Source organism: Mycolicibacterium chengduense (genome assembly GCF_033741155.1).
Taxonomy (GTDB): Bacteria; Actinomycetota; Actinomycetes; order Mycobacteriales; family Mycobacteriaceae; genus Mycobacterium.
Genome location: NZ_JAWQNH010000003.1, coordinates 792,814 through 813,684, shown reverse-complemented (window position 1 = coordinate 813,684; position 20,871 = coordinate 792,814). Strand labels below are relative to the sequence as shown.

Here is a 20,871-nt window from a genome sequence, read left to right as displayed (position 1 = left end):
AGCTGGTGGAGCCTGTCGCAGGCGCAATCTGGTGGCTGGAGATACCCAGCTCGCGCAAGGGGCGGCCGATGGCTACCACCCAACTTCCCTCGAATGCGGCAGACGGCGGCCCGGCGTCGGTAGTGGATCTCACATCGGTGATAGTGAAAGTCCGGTCTCGGCTCGATTGCTCCGAACGGTCAGGACCGTGGAAGGACGTGACGACGCAGCGTCTGCGTGCGGCGGCTCCGTGGAGGACGTTCCGGTGGTTCAAGGGGCAGAAGCATTACTCGGGCACATACTGGACTGCGACCTGCGCCGGCCACGTGACTTATGAGTCACGTCTGGAGCTTGGCCGATTGCTGCTCGCCGACTTCGATAAGTCGGTGTCGTGGGTAGTTTCGCAACCGTTCTTGTTGGAGGCGGTCGTCGAAGGCCAAGTGCGGCGCCACGTTCCGGACTACTTGCTGTTCACCGATGACGGCCCAGTGGTCGTGGACGTGAAACCAGCAGCGCAGATACTTAAACCTGTTGTCGCACGGACATTTGCGTGGACGCAGGAAGTTGTTCACTCGCGAGGTTGGTCCTATGAAGTGTGGACTGGTGACGCGTCGGTGCATCTGTCCAACATCCGATTCTTGGCGGGATTCCGTCGGCATCAATACTTCCGTGAGGAGGCGATCGAGCGAATGTCTCTACCCCATTTGATTGGAATGACTGTCAGAGAGGCGATTTCACAGGAGCAACATCTGTCGGCCGATACCGCCCGTGCGGCGTTGATGCATGTGCTGTGGCGCCAGCAGTTCGCAGTTGACCTCTTGCGACCGTTGAGTGGGGCTCGGGTACTGGAGAGCGCCGTATGACTATGCATGTCTCGGTGGGGGTGGGGACGCGTCTCGTCTATGACGGTGAAATCGTCGAAGTCACTGAGCTATTACCGAGTGCGGCAGGCACGGTAGTCGTCGTGCGCTACAGCAGGACCCAACGAGTTGCACAACTAGCGGTCAAAGAGATCTTTGGCGGTGAGCGTGTCCGGATACTGTCGGGCAATCCCGGCCCATCTGCCGATGATCCGATCGAGCTACCCGCGGTCGTGTTGTCGAATTTAACTGCACCCGAACGCGAAACCGTGTTGGAGCGCGCGGCCCATCTGCATGAGATGCTGACCGGCTACCGGTCAGGGCATCCGGAGACCGCAAACGCAGATGAGCCACGTCCCCAGTACCGACCAGACGTCCCGCTGATGAAGCGCTACCAATCGAAGGCAGCAGAACTTGGCGTCGGGGTCCGAACGTTGCGTCGCTGGACGAGCGAGTTTCGTCAGACCGGAGAAGCGGGATTGGTGGAAGCCAAGCCGCCGTCGTCACCGACAGGCAATGTTGACGATCGCTGGGTGCAGACAGCGATTGAGGTCATGGTCGAACACCGAGACCAATCCAAGCCGTCGCAGACCATGGTGATCAAACGCACGAACGCGCGCGTCGCTGCCCGCTTCGGCGAAGGAACGGTGGAATTGCCCTCGCGCGCCACCTCTTTCCGGGTGTTGGACAAGCTCGAGCGTCGTCACCCGACGTTTCACCTGAGTGCAAAGCGCAATCGGGATATCGCTGACCGTCCCGACGGGGTATATGGAAAGTTACGGCCGACCCGCCCGGGCGAGTACCTCCTGATGGACACCACCCGCTTGGACGTCTTCGCATTGGATCCGCTCACGCTGCGGTGGATGCAGGCCGAGCTGACCGTCGGGATGGATTGGTACACCCGGTGTATCACCGGAGTTCGGGTCACGCCGGTGTCCACGAAAGCTGTCGATGCTGCCGCTGTGCTCTATCAGGGATTCCGGCCGCTACCCGCGGACGAGGAATGGCCAGCACGAGCGGTGTGGCCCGAACATGGCGTGCCACGATCGGTCCTAGTTGATCCTGAAGCGATCGAACGCCCCTCGGCCAGAGGCAAAGCAGGCCCGGCGATCCTGCCCGAGACGATCGTCGTTGACCATGGCAAGATCTACATCTCCGAACACCTCACCAGTACGTGCGAAAGATTGGGTATCTCGATTCAGCCAGCACGGCTGCGCACTGGCCGAGACAAGGGGCCAATCGAACGGTTCTTTCGCACTCTACGAGAAGACCTACTGCAGACACTGCCCGGATACAAAGGTCCCGACGTGTATTCGCGCGGCCTCGATGTCGAGTCGGAAGCATTCTTCTATCTCGATGAGCTGGAAGCGATCATCCGGGAGTGGATCGCGGTGGTGTACCACCATCGCCCGCATGACGGCTTACTGGATCCTGGCTTACCTGGCCTTGAGCTATCGCCGGCGATAATGTTCGAACATGGCATCGCCCGCGCCGGATACATTGAAGTGCCCAACGATCCGGACCTGGCGTATGAGTTCCTAGATGTCGAATGGCGCACCATCCAGCACTACGGCATCGATTTCGACAACCGGCGATACAACGGGGCCGGGCTGAATCCGTATCGAAACATCAGCAGTCCGTACACGGGAAAGGCGAAAGGCCGTTGGCCGATCCACCACAACCCCGACGACATCACTCACGTGTACTTCCGCGACCCTGAGAACCGCAAGTGGCACACCCTGACCTGGGAGCATGCTGCTGGTTTGACGATGCCGATGAGTGCGGATGGGTTGCACTTCGGCCGAAAGTTGGCCGCGTCGAAATACCGCTACCCGGACGATCGCCTTGCTGTCGCGGACCTGTTGGAGCGCTGGAATCTGGGCCTCGGTAAGACGCTTGCCGAACGGCGAATCGCACTGCGTTTGGCCCGAGATGCGGCCGCCCTCGTGGGTCGCGACGAGGGTGAGATCGCCGTGACGAGCTTGCCGTCGGTGGCAAGAGTTCTTGCCTCCACCATTCCGACGCAGTCCTCAGACGCCGGCGAGGACGATCAGGAAATCGTCCCGGAGATCGGCGACGACGATGACGCCGACTTCGACGTCGACAACGACGCGGAGTGGGGCAACTTCTACGCCGAAGCGCTGGAGGACGTATGACAAGTCCGAAGGAGTCGGATGGGACGAGTGCGGGGCCTGCGCGTCTGGACAATCTGACTCTGGCCCGCAAAGAAGGATGGCGGCAATTCGTCAACACCCCGGCTCGGATCCCGCCGGAGTCGTTGACCCGAGCCGAATTCGATGCGCTCAGAGATGCGGCGGCCGAGGACTATAACCGGCAGCGCCGCGAGTGGCACGCCAATCTTGGTCCCATCAAGACACCCCAGCTGGCTGCGCTCCACGAGGATCTGTGGGACATCGTCGACAGTAACGCCCAGGACGGAGACAAAGCCAAGGGCGCGGTGGCAATCGATGCGTTTCCGGGTCTGGGAAAAACCACATCGGTGCTGGCATTCGCGCGTCAGTACCACCGTCGTGAGATTACTGCGTTGGGACAGACCACCGAATCCGGTGACGAACGGTGGCCCGTCTGCCGGGTCGGGTTGACGGGCAACACCGGGATGAAGGAATTCAACCGCGCGATGCTGGAGTTCTTCGCCCACCCCGGCGCGCGACGCGGGACCGCTGCGGACTATGCCCGCCGCGCTCTGGACTGCGTATTGACATGCGAAGTACGGGTCTTGATCATCGACGACCTCCATTTCCTGCAGTGGCGCAACAGCTCCGGGATCGCCATTAGCAACCACTTCAAGTACATCGCCAATGAGTTCCCCGTGACCATGGTCTTCATCGGTGTCGGACTCGCGGCTCGAGGCCTGTTCTCCGAGGGCAGTGATTACCAAGACGCCGTGCTGGCCCAAACCGGCCGTCGCACCACCGCTTTGGACATGGAACCGTTCGCCGTGAACAACGAACGCGGTCGACGCCAATGGCGCCAGCTGCTGCTGGCCATCGAGCAGCGCGTGGTCCTGACCGAGAAGTATCCCGGCATGGTCGCCGATGACCTCTGCGACTACCTCTACGCGAGATCAACCGGCCACATCGGATCACTCATGACCTTGATCAACCGCGGATGCCAACGCGCAGTCCGCAGCGGCGCAGAAAAACTGAGCACTGAACTGCTCGACCAGGTCAAGATCGACGCCGCCTCCGAAAAAGCACGCCAGGAACTCGAACTGGCGATCAATACCGGCAAGATCAGAGCCCGCCGCAAAGCCGGATAGCTCCCCGCACATCATGGAGGTACGGCTATGGACACGTCGGTTCGAACACTACCCCTGCGGACCGAACCCCTCGACGGGGAAGCCCTGGACTCCTGGCTTGAAGCGATCAGTCACCGACTCTCAACGGCATGGGGAGATCTCGCCGAAGCCGTCGCGCTGCCGGTAGCCGCCGGAAGCACCGCATGGCTGTGTCGACTGACACCCGAGCAGGCCGCCGCGATCACCACGGCCACCGGGCAACCGACAGCTCGACTGCACGCGATGACCTTGTCACACTACGACGGCACAGGGCTGCGGATCCGCACAGACACCGGAGCCGCGGACCGGACCTTTCCCTGGGCGAGGGCCCGCTTCACCCGCTTCTGCCCCGACTGCTTGCAGGAGAACGGCGGTCGCTGGCAGCTGTCCTGGCGGCTCGGGTGGACGTTCCTGTGCCCGCGGCACCGATGCTTGCTCATCGATGAATGTCCGTGCTGCGGGCAACGCCAAGGTGAGCGCCGCTGTCCTGCCGAGCTGACTCCCGAGCCCGGCCACTGTGCGCTACCCGCGCCCGGGGCCACCGGTCGGGCACCACAACGCTGCGGCGCCGAACTGTCCGCTACCTCGACCGTGCGATTCCCGCAGGGACACCCCGTCATATCGGCACAACGAACAATCTTCGACGTCATCGATTCCGGCAAGGCAGCTTTCGGCATCTACCGGCAGTACCCCCAGACCGCCGAGGCGATGCTCTCCGACGTCCGGGCGGTGGCCGGACGCATCCTGTGTTATGCCACCGATGACGATCTCGGCCGAATCTTGGCACCCGATCTGGTCGAGGTATATCGAGAACTGAAGAGCCGAGGAAGAGAGCGTGGCGCCGCACCTATGCCCGAGGACAAGCCTGGGTTGGCCGCACCCGCGCACGCGATCACCGCTGCGGTGGGGGTCACTGCCGCGATAGATGTACTCAACTCAGCGGATAGCGCCGCGGCGGGTGAACGGCTGCACTGGCTGGTTAACAGTGGGCGAGCCAACGGCCTGGCCGTCAACACCAGCAACATCGGGTGGGGACGCAGCACAACAGCGGTACTGACCGGGGCGCAGATCGACGCGCTCGCGCCACTGCTGAAGCCCAGCGAACAGTTGCGCTACCGGGTAGGAACCCTTTTGCCTAGTAAGCCTTCCCACGCCGCCGTCGACGTTGCCGCTCTCGTTGCGAAGTTGCCAGCCGCGATGTGGCCGTCCTGGGCGCTACGGCTGTGCCTGCCCCGGCAAGATTACCCACATCTATCGACTGCATTGCCTTGCGCGACCCTGCTGGTCAACAGCCGACTATCACTCAGGGAAGCCACTGCGGCGATGGGCCGCCGCGATGTCGAAGGCCCCTCTCTGAGTTACACGCTGCAGCAATTCCACGAGAATTCACGCTGGAATCACCTGCGGGACGCCCTCGTTCGGCTCGCCGACTACCTGTACGTCCACCATTGTCCTATCGACTACCAGCGCCGCCGCGAGCTGGACTACAGCACCTTGCTGACACCGGGCACCTGGAAACGGATCTGCCGCGAGGTCGACATCCGCACTGGCGGCGATCGTCGACCCCGGCTGGCGCGCTGCTATCTGTACGGCACAGTCAGCGGAAGTCCGGCGCGCTGGGCACCGTGGTTCACTGACGTCTACGACTTCGCATCGATGTTGGCGAACTTTCCGGCCGTGCTCACCCCGCCCCTGGCGTCGGCGCTGAACGCCGAAGCCCAACGATTCCTGGCAGACATGGGCATCGACGAGCCCGTCACCTGGAGCCCACCCCTGGATCTCCTGGCCGGTCTAATACTTCCTGGATCCGATCCAAACGACATCGACACCGTCCGACTGCACCGACTAGCGCGAAAGCCATTGCCGCTAGGCGATATTGCCGGACAACTCTCCACGCCCCTTGAGTGCGTCAGGTATGCACTCAGTGTGCGGCCCGCAGCCGACCCCGAGCGCGGTCCGTCCTCCAGACCAGCGCCGGCGTTGTCCGACCTTGCCCAGGTGCTGTCGGCAGCCGAACTGGCAGATCTTTATCAGGAACAGAGATCCTCGCTCAAGCAGATTGCCGACCGCTACGGTGTCGGGCGCCAACTTGTCGCGCGGCTGGCCCGCCAGTACGGGATCGAGCTGCGCCCTCCGCAAGGCCCCCGGCGGCACGACGAGATCGACCGGGACTGGCTCTACACCGAGTACGTCGTCCATCGGCGTGCTCTGCCCGACCTGGCGGCCGAGAAGGGCATGAGCACCGCGAACATGTCACGGTGGGCCAAGACGCATGGGATACCGCTGCGGGGACGGGGCGGTCCGAGCCATACTGCCAACATCAACGCCGCCGAAGCCGCCCGAAATGCTCCCGCCCTCCTTCGGCCCGCCCTCACCACGATCGGCGGGGCCGAACGACTCTCAAGATTCGCCGCCGCGGCCAACTACTCCACCGTGACGGCCGCCGCGGCCGCTCTCGGGTTGAACCAGCCGGTGCTGCAGGGCCAAATCGCCCGGCTTGAAGCCGAACTCGGCGGCCCACTGTTCACCCGGGCCCAGCGAGGACACCCCATGGCGTTGACTTACCTGGGCACCCGAGTCCTACACGCTTGGACTGGTCGCGACCCAGCAGGCGCCGGCAGCGGTACCGTCGAGCACAGCTAGCTGGGTATAGAGCGATCTTGGCCGGCGAAGCCGCCGCCGCCGCGGATAATTCATCAACGATCACGAGTAATAAAGTGGCACTGATGATTTCAGGACATTCACCCAAAGCGGACGCTACGTCGCTGCGCCATACACGTGGGACTACGTGAACTCTTCACGCGTCGGCATCCATACCACCCCGGGAGCACGGTCGCGGTAGTGCGCAACGTCGTCGACACCACGAACCACGACCGCTCCCTGGCTGGCTGGCATATCGGTGTCTGCCGGCGTCGGGTTGTCCAGACCAGCCACCAGCGACTGGAGTTCGTCCCGAGTGAGCTCGATAACTCCTTCTGCCGCCAACGCCGCCCGTGCAATCGAGTCACCGCGAACGCTGGCCGATTCGACCGCCCGGACGAGAATCTTTTCGTCCGGGTCAACCAACGCCCTGGCCGACAACGGATCATCCAGCTTCGCCAATAGCGCCTGAAGGTTGCGGCGCGTTAATTCAATTACCCTGCAGCCAGTCTCGTTATCGATGACCTTCATAACTGATGAGTACCTCTTCTTCCGCGCTGGACATGCTGGTGGCGATAGGCGACGCCGCGTTCGCGAACCACTTCAGCCATGACTCTAAAACCAAGCGCCGACAACGGGCCTTGCTGGGCGAGATGCGCCGCCGCCTATCCGAAGTGAGGACGTGACCGATCCGAAGCTCGGCCGCGCTGGGATACAGCGCCACGGTCGCTACCGAGCAGGCAGGCGAGTTCCGCACGCTGGGCACCAGCGGGCCCCTGCACCGAGAAGGGCATCGATCGCTGGCAGATCGTCGAGGTGATGTGGGCACTCCTGGCGGCCAAGGTGGACCCGGATGGTGTCGACGACGAACTGTGCCCGCTCGACCGGGGTTCTCCCGTAACCGGCCGCAGACGTCGTGCCCTCGGCGATGACGTCACTGTCTTCCAGCTCGCGCTGCCCGTACCGGACGCTGCCGTCATCGTTGGTGCCCGCGATGGTGCGCACGAAGCGACCGCTGGGCCGAAGATCGAGCTCAATGCGCCACTCGTCGTGACGCTCACGAAAGTAGAAGCTGTGACCGTCGACCTGGCCGGTCCACTGTTCGGGTGCCAGCCCGCCGTGACTACCCACGACCACTCCCGGCTGGTCAGCGAGCCAGGCTTGCAGCTCGGCCTCGGCGGCCTGCTCGGCTTCGGTGATCCGCCGGCCTTCGGGTGATTGCCAGGAGGACTCAATGTCGTTGCGCCACTGGTCGAATGCGCGACGGCGCTCGGGGGGCGTGCGTGCGCAGACGCAGTCGAACCCGTAATCGTGCAGATCGCTCTCGGGCAGCCGCGGATGGCACGAACACCGACACACCTCACCGCTGTCGATGTGCCGCCACACGGTAAGCGCATCCAGCGCCGCATCGGCCAGATCTTCGGGCGCCGTGACACCGTGCTGGTCGAACACCGCCACCAGGTGCTCACGGTAACGCCCGCGCGCCTCGCCGCGGGCGCGGGCGATGCGCTCTCGATATTCAGCCGCGGGCGAACCGGAGAAGTCGGTCACCTGCAGCTCCGGTTCTGGGTCCACGATGATCGAGGGTGACACGCCGTGACGGCTCGTGTCGCTCGAATTTTGCGGCCCGCCGCGGACGGCGCGTCCAACACTTCGATATGGACAGCTAAAACCAGTTGACCGATGTCTGTCGGGGTGGGATTCTGTTCGGCTGCCTTGTCCCCCGACTACTTGAACGCGATGACTCTGACTGACGACGAACTGTCCGACCCGACCGCCGGGATGACCGGCCGCGCTGATGCGCACCGCCGACCGATCACCGACGTCAGTGCTTGGCTGGATGGTCTGGAAGGCGGTGTGCGGCCTGCGCTGCGCGCACTCGGCGAGCTGCTGATCGGCGTCACCGAGCGCGAGGGCGCCGAGACCGCCGACGGGTTCACCGCCCGCTGCCTCGGCGTGGCCGACTGCGGCCACCTGCTCGACGAGGAACGCCCCCTCAACCCGGTGTCTCGGTTGACCACTGCGGTCGCACTCGCGGAATGGATCAACGAACACGCCGACGGCTGCGAGATCGGGCCGGGCCAGCACACCCACCCGCCGAAGTGGACGCAAACCGAGATCGGTGGCCAACGCTACCGCCACCCACTGTGTCTGCGGGTGCACTTCCCCGCCGGATCGCTACTTGATGACACCGGCTGCGTCATCGGCATCGAGGCACGCGAGAGCATCATGCGTTCTGCCGAATTGAGCGCCTACGTGATGCCGGAGGCCCAGGATCGCGCCCGGGCGGTGTTGGAGCGGCTCGCGCAGCGGGCTAACGAGCTCAACCCATACCGCGGCCGCGCCCTGCGCGCCACTCACACCCACGGCCTGGAATTGGCTGTCATCGACCTACCTTCGACGGTGAACCGCGACACCGTCGTCGTGCCCGACGAGGTATGGACCGAGGTCGACCTCGGTGTGAGCGCCGTGCGCGACCGTCACGGGTTGCTCAACGCGCACGGCCTGGGTGCACGGCGCGGCGTGTTGCTGTGCGGCCCACCCGGCACGGGCAAGTCAGCGGTCAGCGCCGTCGTCGCCAGGGAGGTGGCCGGCGAATTCACCGTCATCTACGTCGAGGCCAGGGCCGGCGCTCAACTGCTGACCGCGGTGGTTGAAGAGGCGCAGCGCCTCGGCGGTCCTGTGCTGCTCGTGCTCGAAGACGTCGACCTATGGTGCCGGGACCGCGCCACCGGCGGCGGCGGTTTGTCCGAGTTGTTGCAAGCCATGGACATTCAACCCGAGGCCCGCATCCTGACTCTTGCCTCCACCAACGACGCCAGCACTCTCGACAAGGCCGCCATCCGCACCGGTCGGTTCGACTCCATCGTCGAGGTCGGCTACCCCAACCGCACGGATGCCGCCCGAATCCTGGCGGCGCTGATTAACGACCTACCGGGTGCACAAGCCATCGACCCTGCAGCTGTGGTGGCTGCCCTGCCCGAGGGCACCAGCGGCAGCGATATCCGCGAAATCGTCCGTCGCGTCGTGTTGGTCCGCGACGACGGACACGTCACGACGGCCGCGCTGCTCGCCGAGGTGGGCAGCGGACGGTACCGCGCCACCGTTCCGCACGGACAGTATCTGTGATTTAGCACCACCTCACGTTCGCCAACTCGCCGATGCGTGAAGAGATGTCGCCAGTTTGTGTTAGCGGGTCGGGCCTTTTACTACCGAACGCGTCATCATCAACATACGGGTGCCCGTAGCCGGGGTGGGAGCACTGGCTAGGTACTGCTGGTAACGGAAGCCGCAGCAGCGCGTCAATCAGAAGTCTGCAACCGCATCGATCGCGTTGTCGGCGTTCATCTTTAGCAGCTACCGTAAACGCGTTGTTGAGGTCGCCGAGCCACTCGTACGCGTCGAGGTCGACAGTCATCGTGAGAGGCTTGGGCCGACTGAAGACACTGCGTTAATGTGAGTGACTCCGAAGCAGACGGCTCACACGGCGACGGCTTCTGGCCACACACTTGTTGTGTGGCGACTTCGGAACATCACGCGCAGATCGGTGAGTCGTGGGCATATCGTGCCCGCCAGATCGATGATGTCGTCGAAGTTGAGGTGCTCAAACGCGGTACGCAACGACCACCCCGAATGTTGGTGCGGTTTGTCGACGAAAAGTTCGAGGGCCGTCAGGAGTGGGTCCCGCCGGCACGTTTGAAGGTGCGCTGGGCCGCGGTCGAGGGGTTCCGGGCTCATGAGGCGCGCTGGAACCGCATCGACGAGTTAGGTATCGGTGACGATTCGGTCGGCAGGGCCGCCGAGGTGGTCTTCGAAACGGTGATCGATAGCGATGTCGCGCGCATGGAGTATCGGGAGTCCGGTGCTTGTCGGATCACCAACTCAGCTCGACTCGTCGAGATCACCGGCCTGGATGAAGTGTTGTGGATGCAATGCTCGGACGGATTCACCCAGGGTGACGATTGGGTAGTGCCTTGGCCGGTGACCGAAGCGATCGCGACGGCCGCTGCACGGCGTCACCCGAACCCGATCCTCGAGGCCGTGGAGAAAGAGGAGGGCGAGGCCCGCTATCAGGCAATCCACGGCCATTGGTATCGCGGTCGAGGCTCCCGGCCGGACTACACCATTCCCGCCGACATCTGCATCCAGACCGACAACGAGTATTACAAGCCGCGCCGGGCGCTCTTGCGACAGTGGTGCGGCATCGAGGCGGCCGATCGGTACGACGAGTTGGTGGAACTGCGCAAGGAGATTCGCCGCGTCGGGCAGATCGCCGAGTCCGCGATTAAGGCGCTGCGGGCGGCGGGCCGAAAGCAGGAGGCCGAGCAGCTGGCCCGCCAGCTCGGTACCCCGGTGGAAATGCTCCGCCCCAGCGAGTCGTAGTCACTGAGTGGGGCGTCGGTGCGCATGCATGCCGTGGGGCATGAACGGGGCGTAGTCGTCGGGCGCGATGGTGTCGGGTTCGAGGGAACAGAGCATGTCGGGGTGGTTGGTCGGGTCGATCCTGTCGGCCTCGTCGAGGGCCGAGTGCTGCCACTGGCGGATCGGCTCGGTGGCTGAGGCGTCGGCGCAACCGGCGATGACATCGTCGAGGGCGGCGGCATAATCTCGTAGAGCCTGTGCCTGTGCGTGCTGGACGGCCTGTTCCTGCAGCCGCTGCCGGTTGAGGTCGACTACGTACGCCTGCTTCGCATCGAGAACCGCGGTGTCCCATTCCTGTTGTCGCCGAGCCAAATCCGCCTCGCGTTGCTGCCTCTGCGTGGTCGCTTCGGCCACCCGGCCGTCGAGTTCGGCGAACAACGCACCCAGCTTGCTGTCCAGCGTCCAGCGGCGGCGATCCGACCAGGACTTCGTGCGGTAATACTGGCCCAGCTGCAAGGTGAGGCGGCCCGACCCAACCTTTCTGACGTGTAGGGGGACTCGCTGCCAGGAGTACTTCGCCGCGCCGAGTTTCTCGTCGTCGGGCACCTCGCGGTCGACGAGTTCTTCACGAAGGCTCAGTTCGAAGGAACACTCGCTCGTGGTGATCTGGAACCGGCGGTCATCACGTGGATCACGGCCGAGGGTCCAGCCCCGCGACGCGCATTCGTCGGTGACGGCCTGCAGGATCCGCAACGCCCGCTCCCTCGACGGATCGGTGACCGCCATCCGGACGGTAGACGCCACCGCACGCACCTCACCGCTGACCTGAACCGTCGACGGCGGCACCACAACCTGCGGTGGCGGTGTGGGCCGAGGCTCATCGGCCTCGCGAATGAGCCGGATGACGAGATCGCCGCGATCGCGACCGGTATGACGCAGTACGAACCCTTCGGGTATCTGGTGGTCGGTGATCAGGTGGTGAATCGCCCGCCGGTATCGCGCCCGCTCGCGATCCGTGGGCGAAACCACTGTAAGTCGCCCATCCCCGGAACTAAGCTGCGCGAGCAACTTCATCGCGAAAGCATCTGTAGCCGAGCTACTCTCAGGCGTTTGGATATCGCCGTCAGGTGTGGCGCCGGTGGGGTACCGGCCGTGCAGGAGGTAGAACTCGCCGTCAATAGTGGTCGAAGCCGACCACTGCTTGCGACGTCGGTCGACAGTCACCATGCCCCGTGCCGCCAACGCGTACGCGGTGGTCTTGTACGTGAAGTCCCGCCAGACGCCGTCGGGGCAGCCGTCTGCGATCCACGTCAAGACCTGAACCTGTCGAACGGTCAGCGGCTGGTCGCGGCGCATGAGTTCAGCATCGAATCATTTTCGGACGGCAGAGGAGGTGAGAATATGTGTGGCCTGCGGCGATGTTGCCATGGTCATGTCCATGACAGGGGATAGTCCCATGGTCGAGCGGCTCACTGCACGCCTCAGAGCGCGCGATTCTCCGGGCGACGACTTGTAGTGATGTCTGGTCCGTCCACTGGTTCGCTCTTGGCCAACTGCTCAGGCGTGTCGGATGCTGGCGCCGATCTGAGGGGCGGCTGCGCGGCGGCTCACTGGTCCTGCACGATTGTCCGATGGCAAGGCCAACCGTATGGATATCGACCACCACAGACGACGTTGATGTGGACGGGGCGCATCCCGGAAGCCATTGGCAGCTCGTGGGCTTCATCGAGACAAGCCAACAAGCTGATTTTTACACGCACATCCAGGTGTACATCGGCGCTCGACGGACGGCTAAAGGTAAGCCCGAGTTCTACTTGAGCGGCGATGCGGACAGGGAATGGGTCCAGCAGGCCAAAAGCGACCCCGCTGGGCAGGTGCCGTTTTGGATCCTCATCAATCCCTACGGCGACGCACCGATTCATTACAGCGGTGGCAGCATCAAATACCTCGTCGGCGCGGACAAAGCGATAATCGCGCCTTCGTTGGCCCTGCGTGAACCCGCGACGCATCCGGGTTCCCTGGTCAAGGCAGTGATGGTGGCGATCCGACTGCGCCGCCGCAACGGGCGTTTATTCAACCCGTTGCGAACAGCCGAACATCACTGAGAGTCAGCCCACTCACGGAGGGCCTGCGGCGATACACGTTTGTCGAATCGAAGCTTCTTGCCCTTGTTCACTTCGATCGCGATCTCCCGCAGATCCTCCGCGCCGCGACCACCCCACTGATTTCTCAACGCCTCGACCATGAGTGCGTCCGGATCGATCTCGACGCCGCGGCTTCGAAAATATGACAGCACCTGCACCACCTCTGAGCGTTCCCGGTTGTCGACGAGACCCTGGTTGCTCACCGCCAGGCCTGTCAGCCCCTTGACCGCCGCCTTAATCGGCGGCGATGCGTCGGCCAACGGGGCAATCGCGTCGCCGCCCAGGCATTCGACATCGAATGCCTGGATCCACGGTGCGTGCCCGGACATTGTTGGCAGCAACTTGTGCCTGCCGTGCGCAGGCACCACGACGATGCCATTCACGTTGTCGCCGCGCTCAAGCTCCAGAACCTCTGAGAGATTCAGAAACGTACCGATCACCGTTCCACGGGCCAGGCCGTGGAATCGAGAACGCGACGACGCGCTCGTGATGGGGATGCCGAGCTGTTCCAACCACTTGTTGCTCTCCACCGTGGCGGTGTCCCCCACGCGGATGGCTGCATCCTCGCCGGCCCACCGCAACGCGAGATGGAACCCGTCGACAAACGGAATATGACCTTCTACGTAAGCGCGGCGCATCACCTCACGGTAAACGGCAGGCCCGACAAAGCTGAGATGCCGAACAACAGGGACACAGGTGTACACGGCTGGCTGGCCCCCCATCGCGGAACTGACGGCGTCATTGGTCACGCCGGTCGCGGAACACGTGTCGGCGGCGATGCTGCGAAAGCGCGCCGAACAGCCGCATGCGCCTTCTCACGGATTCCCGACGGGCACGATCCGCGTGTCGATCCGTATTCGCCGATTCGTCAGTGTCGGCTGGCCTACGCTAGCCGCCACGACAGCAAACCGGGAGGGAGCAGTATGGCGAAGGTCAATGGCGACCGCACGTCAGGCCCCGTTCAACTGAACACACGTGCCAACGGATCTTCACCCGTGAGACCGGTGACAGCGCGATGCGCGTAACCCGCATAACAGTCCGCAACTTCCGCAACCTCGCCGACGTCGACATCCGCCTGCAACCAGGCGCGGTCATCGTCGGAGAGAACAGAGCCGGCAAGACCAACCTCATCTATGCCCTGCGACTGGTGCTCGACACCAACTTGGCCTACGCCGACCGTCAGCTCGGACCCGAAGACTTCTGGGATGGGCTGTCCGACGGCACAGAGGACTGGGACCCGATGACCGCCGGCGAGATCATCGATATCGCTGTCGAACTGGAGGATTTCGAGAACGACTCGCGGCTGGTGGCCGCGTTGGCCGACGCGTTGCTCACCGAGGATCCACTTCGTGCGAGGCTGACCTACCGCTTCGGCCCGGTCGACACCGGCGACGAGGTATCGGACACACCGCGATATGAGGGCCGTGTGTTCGGTGGCACCAACGAGGAGTTGACCATCTCCTCGGGGTTGCGGCGCTACGTCCACCTCGAGACGCTCGGCGCGCTGCGAGACGTCGAAGCTGACATCCGCAGCTGGCGCCGTTCCCCGCTGCGGAATCTGCTCAAAGCCGCCTCCCGCGCACTCGGAGAAGAGGACCTCGGCGCAGTTCGTGGCGCGATGAAGTCGGCGAACGCCAAGATCAACGCCCTGCCGCCCATCACCCAACTCGGCCAATCGATCTCAGCGCGGCTACTGGACATGGTCGGGCAGGCGCAGGCGATGGACACCGAACTGGCTGCCACGCCGGATGATCCACTACGGATCATCCGCAACATGCGCTTATTCGTCGAAGGTGACGCTCACCGCGCGTTGGCCACCGCCAGCGTCGGCACACTCAACGTTCTGTACCTGGCACTCCTGGAACTCGGGCTCGAACACCGATTGAGCGAATCGGACATCGCCCACATCATCATCGCCATCGAAGAACCGGAAGCCCACCTGCATCCGCACCTGCAGAGGCTGGTGTTCCGACGCCTGCTCGCCAGCGCAGACCAATCCCACACCGTCGCTGTCACAACCCAGTCGCCCCACATCGCCAGCGTCGCCGACCCACGCAGCCTAGTGGTACTGCGCACCGCCGACGGTGCCACCACAGCCAAAGCAGCCCGCGATGCGGCGCTGACCGACCCCGAGTGGGCCGACATCGGCCGCTACCTGGACGCCACGCGCGCAGAACTGGTGTTCGCCCGCTCGGTGCTGCTGGTCGAAGGTTTCGGTGAGGAGGTCCTCGTGCCCGCCATGGCCCGCACGATGTCACTGGATCTCGACAAACTCGGCATCTCGGTGTGCGCTATTCACGGCACACACTTCTCGTCCTACGTATCGTTCTGCCAGGCCCTGGGCATCCGTTGGGCGGTGATCACCGACGGCGACACCACGAAGGACACCGAGCCCGGCCAGGCGCGCGCCCAGGCAATACTCACTCAACTCGGTGTCGAGGGGTCTCCTGCCGATCACGGCATCTTCGTCGGCACAACCACATTCGAGTACGACATGCTCGATGCCGAGGGCAGCGACAACCGACAAACCTGTTACGACACCTTGAGTGACCTGTGTGCAGCCCCGTCGCGTTCGGTGATCGAGGGCTGGGCGCAGCAGGCACCGGACTACGCCTCGTTCATCGCGATGATCAAGAACGCCGGCGGGAAGGGCCGCTACGCGCAACGTCTGGCGCTCAACGCAGTCCAACCCCCGCAGTACGTGGCCGACGCGCTCGCCTACCTGGCGACGCCGCCGTGACGGCGCTGACCGCCTCGGTGCGCGAACTGGCCACCAACCCCGACCAGTGGGCCGCGCTGGGCACCGAAGGACACTGCGTCGTGCTGGCCCCACCCGGCAGCGGCAAGACCAAGTTGTTGGCCACCCGGATCGCCTGCGACCTCGTCAACAAGATTCCCGAACCACACGGCGCGGCCTGCGTGACACTGACCAACCCGGCCGCCGACGAATTGCGCGACCGCATCGCCGCGCTGGGAGTGCCGTCTCGTCCCGCGCTGTTCATCGGAACCGTTCACAGCTTCGTGTTGACACGTGTCGTGATCCCCTTCGCCGCGCTCATCGGCCGACCCGAACTCGCTCACGTCTCGATCGCCAGCCCCGCAGATCAGACGCGTGCCTTCCAGATAGCCATGGACGACGCGAAGATCGACCGCTGGGATCGCCGCAACGTCCCCTCAACGGTCAACTACCACCGCCGCCGATTCTCGACGGCCGAAGAGTGGGCACGCTCAGGAGACCAAATCCAGGACGTGGCTCGGCGATATCTCGCCGACCTCCATGGGCGCGGGATGATCGACTTCGATGAACTCATCGAGATCGGCGTCGATATGGTCGAACGCCATCAACAGATCCGCCGGGTACTCAACGCCCGCCATCCCCACATCTACATCGATGAATACCAAGACCTCGCCCCCGGACTGGACCGGCTAGTCAAAGCGCTGTGCTTCGACTACATCACCGGTTCAGAGCTCTTCGCCGTCGGCGATCCCGACCAAGCCATCCTGGCATTCACCGGCACCCGGCCGGAACTGCTCACCGAACTGGCAGCCCGACCCGATGTCACCCCCGTACACCTCCAACGCAACTATCGCTGCGGCCAAGAGATCATCCGCGTCGCACAGTTCGTCAAACACGGCAAAGCCGAGGTCATCGCCGATCGAGCCGGCGGAGCCGTCACCGAGCAATACTGCCCCGGAGGCTTCGCCGAACAATGCGCTGCTACCGCCCAACGGATCGCTGAAGACCAACAACGCGGCATCCCACTGCATGAGATCGTCGTCATCTGCCCCGCCAACGACCAGTGCGAAACCCTCACCGACATCCTGCGCGATCGAGGCATACCCGCCTTCTTCCGCAACACCAGTGACTACCGGACGACCGCGGCGACCGCCCTCGTCGAAGGCTGTGCAGCCTGGGCCTGCCGCGGCCGCGAGCGCAGCGGATACCGTCTGGGAGCCCTTCTGCGGCAATGGCGCTCACTGCATGGTCCCGGATGGCGCCGCGAACGCGACGCCGACCTGACCGCCTTGCTCCTAAGTTGGGGTGTGCGGGGCACCGAGCCCGCCCGCGCCTTCTTGGCCGACCTGCTCGCCGCGGGCCTGGACGTCGCTCTACGACGCACGACGCGCGCAGACGACGCGCTGAACATCACTGCGATGACCACCGCATTGACCGATGGACGCCTTGCCGACTTATCGGTTGAGGATCTCGCGGACCGAGCACTACGGACCGACCGCGTAGAGGTCACCACGATGACCTCTAGCAAGGGCCTGGAGTTCGACATCGTCATCCTCCTCGGTCTAGACCAAGGTCGCATGCCGTTCTTCAAATCGCTGTCCAACCCGGGTCTGCCCCCGGTTTGGTTGACTCCTGACCTGTGAGGATTCGTCCTTGCTGGAAGGATCAACCTCGTGCCGACACCGTTTCCTGCCGAGTTCCGAGCTGATGTCATCGCCGTGGCCCGCAAGGGCGAGGCACCGCTGCGCCAGATCGCGAAGGACTTCGGCATCTCGGAGGCCTGCCTGCACCGCTGGCTCAAGATCGCCGACCGTGAGGATGGCCGCCGCCAAAGCTCGTCGCCGGCCGATGCCGACGACATGGCTGCACAGCTGCGCGAAGCGCATAAGCGGATCAAACTCCTCGAGCAAGAGGCCGAAGTGATGCGCCGCGCGGTCGGCTATCTGTCCCGGGACGCCAACCCAAAATGATGTACCCGCTGGTCCTCGACCTTGCCGCCGACGGGATCCCCGTCACGGTGACCTGCCGGGTCCTGGGATTCACCACCCAGGCGTTCTACAAATGGCGCAAAGCGCCCGTCTCACAGCGGGATTGGGACGATGCACACCTGATCAACGCTGCCCGCGACATCCACACCGATGACCCCGCCTTCGGCTACCGATTCATCGCCGACGAACTTCCTGGACGCGGGATCACCGCCGGGGAGAACCGTGTCGCGCGGCTATGCTCCCAGGAGCGGATCTGGTCGATCTTCGCCAAGAAGCGAGGACTGAACCGCCGATCCGGCCCACCGGTGCATGACGACCTCGTGCAACGCCGGTTCAGCGCCCGCGCCGCCAACCAGGTCTGGCTGGCTGACATCACCGAACACCGCACCGACGAGGGCAAGCTCTACCTGTGCGCCATCAAGGACGTCTACTCCAACCGGATTGTCGGCTACTCGATCGACTCCCGAATGAAGTCCACGTTGGCGGTGGCCGCCCTCGATCACGCCGTGGCACTGCGCTCGCCGGTCGCGACGATCGTCCACACCGACAGGGGCAGTCAATTTCGATCCCGAAAGTTCGTCCATGCACTGTCCCACAATGGTTTACAGGGATCAATGGGCCGTGTTGGCGCCTGTGGGGATAACGCCGCCATGGAGTCATTCTTCGCCCTGCTCCAACGCAACGTCCTGGATCGCAGGCGCTGGTCCACCCGAGCCCAACTACGCCTGGCAATCGTGACCTGGATCGAGCGGACCTACCACCGCCGCCGGCGCCAACGCGCCCTCGGCAGGCTCACCCCGATAGAGTTCGAACTGCTCCACACACCAGTCGCAACCGCGGCCTGAAATACACACCCCGCGAGTCAACTAAACCCGGGGCAGACCCCCCCGCAGAACTAGCCGAGGACCGCAGAAAGTTCTACGTGTCGCTGACGCGGGCCCGAGACGAGGTCCACCTCTACTATTCCGGCTTTGTTGAATGGTCGACCGGAACGATTAAGCAAGACGGCCCCAGCATGTTTCTCTACGAAGTCGGTTTGCTCGCCAGCGGATAGGTATACCCATCGTGGGTACCCGATACTAGCGATTTCTTATAGGCGGCCGGTTTGCGGGCGCTGACGCGCTTGTTTCGACAAATCAGAGTGACCAGATGGCGGCGGACCCTGCGCATATTCATCGCTTCGAGCAAGGTATCGAGAGCAAATGGAATGATGAATTTTTAGAAATGCAAGTAGTTCGTAGGACAAAAGCGGCTCTTCGTGATCGAGGGTGCATCGGTTGCTGCGGATATCCGCGCTGATTGGTCGTGTCGGTGAGCTGAGGTGGGCCCTCGGTGGGTGACGATTCGGGTTCCTACACCTGCCAACAACCACCGCGCCGAGGGGACCCGTGCCTGAGGTTACTGCTTGTCCACCGTCTGTTGTTGCCGACACGATCATGCGGACCATCGAGTTGGGGGTGACGACCACCGACGCTGCCGTTGACGACACCCAGACCATCATCTTCTGCACCCCGGTGGCTCGCGATCCTCGGTGCCCGGATTGCGGCCGTGACGGCGCTTATCGCGACACCGTAGTGCGGTCGTTGACCGATCTGCCGGTGGCCGGTTACCCGCTGGTGTTGTGGGTGGCCGTGCCGCGCTACCGCTGCATCACCGTCGAGTGTGGGCGGGCGGTGTTCAATCAGAACCTGGGCACGCTGGCCGCGCCACGGTCGTCAACGACGCGGCGTTGCGCCCGCTATGTGTTGCGGCGGTTGATGATCGACCGAACCACCATCGCCGCGATCGCCACCGAACTCGGTGTCAGCTGGCATACCGTGAGCACGATCGCGATGCGAGCGGTGGCCGGGTTGATCGCCGCCGCTGGCCCGGATCGGCTGGCTGGCGTGCGGGTCATCGGGGTTGACGAACACCGTTGGGCGCCGCGCCGACGCGGCGCCGAGGGGTTCGTCACCCTGATCGTCGACCTCACCCCGGTCCACGATGGCACCGGTCCCGCGCGGCTGCTGGATTTGGTCGCGGGCCGCTCAGCGGGCGCACTGACCAGCTGGCTCGGTGAGCAGCCGCCGGCGTTCCGCGCCCAGGTCGAAGTCATCGCCATGGACGGTTTCGGCGGCTACAAGACCGCTGCCACCGAGCGGTTGCCCGACGCGACCGCGGTGATGGATCCTTTCCACGTCGTCGCCCTGGCGGGCCTGAAGCTGGATCTGTGCCGCCAACGTATCCAACAGCTAACCTGCGGGCACCGGGGCCGCACCGGTGATCCGCTCTACGGGGTGCGCCGCACCCTGCGCACCCGGCTGCCGCTGCTCACCGACCGCCAGCGGGCACGACTGGAAGCGGTGTTCGCCGACGACGACCATCTCGCCGTCCAGGTGACCTGGAGTGTGTATCAGCGCATCATCGCCGCCTACGGCCATCCCGACCGGCGTCGCGGCAAGACCATGATGGGCGCGGTCATCGACTCGCTACGCCGCGGCGTGCCCGCCGTGCTCGACGAGCTGGCCCAGCTCGGACGCACCCTGCACCGCCGTCGCGCCGACATCTTGGCGTTCTTCGATCACCACACCTCCAACGGCCCCACCGAAGCCATCAACGGCCGCCTGGAAGCCCTACGCCGCAACGCACTCGGATTCCGGCAACCTGGGCCACTACCGCTGGCGCTCACTGCTCCACAGCGGAGCTCTCCACCAACTCGTCAACGCACTCTGAATTACGAAGAGCCACAAAAGCACCGATAGTCGCGTGACAAATCGGAAAACGTACTGGTAAGTTGCGGTCCCAACGTAAGAACTTGCGCAATCTTGATGGGTTTCAGATAAACACTTGGTGGTGCCTGCAGGTAGCCGCCGGACGGTTCTGC

The 20,871-nt window shown here is 64.0% G+C and carries 15 protein-coding genes and 1 pseudogene; 12 read left to right on the top strand and 4 right to left on the bottom strand.

What is annotated here, in order from left to right:
* Positions 1-68 precede the first annotated feature (68 nt).
* The 4 genes from SBI67_RS14395 to SBI67_RS14380 are packed head-to-tail and all read left to right on the top strand — an operon-like array spanning position 69 to position 6,780.
* Positions 69-842, top strand: a complete 774-nt coding sequence (locus tag SBI67_RS14395) for a TnsA-like heteromeric transposase endonuclease subunit (protein ID WP_318981189.1) — start codon at positions 69-71, stop codon at positions 840-842.
* Entirely contained in the window at positions 839-2,995 is a 2,157-nt protein-coding gene (locus SBI67_RS14390; RefSeq protein ID WP_318981188.1) for a TnsB C-terminal domain-containing protein, read from the top strand. Before SBI67_RS14395 ends, SBI67_RS14390 begins: the two co-directional genes overlap by 4 nt.
* Positions 2,992-4,119, top strand: coding sequence for an AAA family ATPase (locus SBI67_RS14385; RefSeq protein WP_318981187.1), 1,128 nt, complete (start codon positions 2,992-2,994; stop codon positions 4,117-4,119). Before SBI67_RS14390 ends, SBI67_RS14385 begins: the two co-directional genes overlap by 4 nt.
* 27 nt (positions 4,120-4,146) lie before the next feature.
* Positions 4,147-6,780: a TniQ family protein gene (locus SBI67_RS14380; RefSeq protein ID WP_318981186.1), complete on the top strand. Its 2,634-nt coding sequence runs from the start codon at positions 4,147-4,149 to the stop codon at positions 6,778-6,780.
* Positions 6,781-6,921: 141 nt separating this feature from the next.
* Here SBI67_RS14380 and SBI67_RS14375 read toward each other — a convergent pair whose 3' ends face one another.
* Positions 6,922-7,308, bottom strand: a complete 387-nt coding sequence (locus tag SBI67_RS14375; protein ID WP_318981185.1) for a hypothetical protein — start codon at positions 7,306-7,308, stop codon at positions 6,922-6,924.
* Positions 7,309-7,313: 5 nt separating this feature from the next.
* Here SBI67_RS14375 and SBI67_RS14370 point away from each other — a divergent pair, with 5 nt between their 5' ends.
* A complete protein-coding gene (locus tag SBI67_RS14370; RefSeq protein ID WP_318981184.1) occupies positions 7,314-7,463 on the top strand; it encodes a hypothetical protein in 150 nt (49 codons plus the stop codon).
* Positions 7,464-7,506: 43 nt separating this feature from the next.
* On the opposite strand, the gene SBI67_RS14365 is transcribed toward SBI67_RS14370, so the two are convergent.
* The gene (locus SBI67_RS14365; RefSeq protein ID WP_318981183.1) at positions 7,507-8,352 is read right to left on the bottom strand and encodes a hypothetical protein; all 846 of its coding nucleotides are present in this window, start codon (positions 8,350-8,352) and stop codon (positions 7,507-7,509) included.
* Between the two features lie 165 nt (positions 8,353-8,517).
* On the opposite strand from SBI67_RS14365, the gene SBI67_RS14360 reads away from it, so the two are divergent.
* Together SBI67_RS14360 and SBI67_RS14355 are read left to right on the top strand one after the other, a co-directional pair.
* The gene (locus SBI67_RS14360) at positions 8,518-9,906 is read left to right on the top strand and encodes an AAA family ATPase (protein WP_318981182.1); all 1,389 of its coding nucleotides are present in this window, start codon (positions 8,518-8,520) and stop codon (positions 9,904-9,906) included.
* A gap of 504 nt (positions 9,907-10,410) precedes the next feature.
* Positions 10,411-11,160 (top strand): hypothetical protein, encoded by a 750-nt coding sequence (locus SBI67_RS14355; protein WP_318981181.1) that lies wholly within the window; start codon positions 10,411-10,413, stop codon positions 11,158-11,160.
* On the opposite strand, the gene SBI67_RS14350 is transcribed toward SBI67_RS14355, so the two are convergent.
* Positions 11,161-12,168 carry a hypothetical protein gene (locus SBI67_RS14350; RefSeq protein WP_318981180.1) on the bottom strand — a complete coding sequence of 336 codons (1,008 nt, stop codon included), beginning with the start codon at positions 12,166-12,168 and terminating at the stop codon, positions 11,161-11,163.
* 602 nt (positions 12,169-12,770) lie between these two features.
* On the opposite strand from SBI67_RS14350, the gene SBI67_RS14345 reads away from it, so the two are divergent.
* A complete protein-coding gene (locus SBI67_RS14345) occupies positions 12,771-13,244 on the top strand; it encodes a hypothetical protein (protein WP_318981179.1) in 474 nt (157 codons plus the stop codon).
* On the opposite strand, the gene SBI67_RS14340 is transcribed toward SBI67_RS14345, so the two are convergent.
* On the bottom strand, positions 13,238-13,921 hold the full coding sequence (locus tag SBI67_RS14340; RefSeq protein ID WP_318981178.1) for a DUF1889 family protein: 684 nt from the start codon (positions 13,919-13,921) through the stop codon (positions 13,238-13,240). The two genes, SBI67_RS14345 and SBI67_RS14340, sit on opposite strands and share 7 nt — an antisense overlap.
* Before the next feature lie 377 nt (positions 13,922-14,298).
* On the opposite strand from SBI67_RS14340, the gene SBI67_RS14335 reads away from it, so the two are divergent.
* The 4 genes and pseudogenes from SBI67_RS14335 to SBI67_RS14320 all read left to right on the top strand — a co-directional run bounded on the left by SBI67_RS14335 (position 14,299) and on the right by SBI67_RS14320 (position 20,720).
* A complete protein-coding gene (locus tag SBI67_RS14335) occupies positions 14,299-16,023 on the top strand; it encodes an ATP-dependent nuclease (protein WP_318981177.1) in 1,725 nt (574 codons plus the stop codon).
* Positions 16,020-17,663 carry a UvrD-helicase domain-containing protein gene (locus SBI67_RS14330; RefSeq protein WP_318981176.1) on the top strand — a complete coding sequence of 548 codons (1,644 nt, stop codon included), beginning with the start codon at positions 16,020-16,022 and terminating at the stop codon, positions 17,661-17,663. The genes SBI67_RS14335 and SBI67_RS14330 overlap by 4 nt, the downstream gene beginning before the upstream one ends.
* Positions 17,664-17,693: 30 nt before the next feature.
* Positions 17,694-18,853 (top strand): IS3 family transposase gene (locus SBI67_RS14325; protein ID WP_318981175.1). Its coding sequence is split into 2 segments (ribosomal slippage): positions 17,694-17,985 and positions 17,985-18,853, totalling 1,161 coding nucleotides; the frame shifts between segments, so codons are not numbered across the junction.
* Between the two features lie 591 nt (positions 18,854-19,444).
* A pseudogene (locus SBI67_RS14320) lies at positions 19,445-20,720 on the top strand (ISL3 family transposase).
* Positions 20,721-20,871: the final 151 nt, after the last annotated feature.

Bases quoted from the DNA above. Each gene is read 5' to 3' on its own strand.
- SBI67_RS14395 (WP_318981189.1), top strand. From the start codon at position 69: ATGGCTACCACCCAACTTCCCTCGAATGCGGCAGACGGCGGCCCGGCG.
- SBI67_RS14390 (WP_318981188.1), top strand. From the start codon at position 839: ATGACTATGCATGTCTCGGTGGGGGTGGGGACGCGTCTCGTCTATGAC.
- SBI67_RS14385 (WP_318981187.1), top strand. From the start codon at position 2,992: ATGACAAGTCCGAAGGAGTCGGATGGGACGAGTGCGGGGCCTGCGCGT.
- SBI67_RS14380 (WP_318981186.1), top strand. From the start codon at position 4,147: ATGGACACGTCGGTTCGAACACTACCCCTGCGGACCGAACCCCTCGAC.
- SBI67_RS14375 (WP_318981185.1), bottom strand. From the start codon at position 7,308: ATGAAGGTCATCGATAACGAGACTGGCTGCAGGGTAATTGAATTAACG.
- SBI67_RS14370 (WP_318981184.1), top strand. From the start codon at position 7,314: ATGAGTACCTCTTCTTCCGCGCTGGACATGCTGGTGGCGATAGGCGAC.
- SBI67_RS14360 (WP_318981182.1), top strand. From the start codon at position 8,518: ATGACTCTGACTGACGACGAACTGTCCGACCCGACCGCCGGGATGACC.
- SBI67_RS14355 (WP_318981181.1), top strand. From the start codon at position 10,411: ATGTTGGTGCGGTTTGTCGACGAAAAGTTCGAGGGCCGTCAGGAGTGG.
- SBI67_RS14345 (WP_318981179.1), top strand. From the start codon at position 12,771: ATGGCAAGGCCAACCGTATGGATATCGACCACCACAGACGACGTTGAT.
- SBI67_RS14340 (WP_318981178.1), bottom strand. From the start codon at position 13,921: ATGCGCCGCGCTTACGTAGAAGGTCATATTCCGTTTGTCGACGGGTTC.
- SBI67_RS14335 (WP_318981177.1), top strand. From the start codon at position 14,299: ATGCGCGTAACCCGCATAACAGTCCGCAACTTCCGCAACCTCGCCGAC.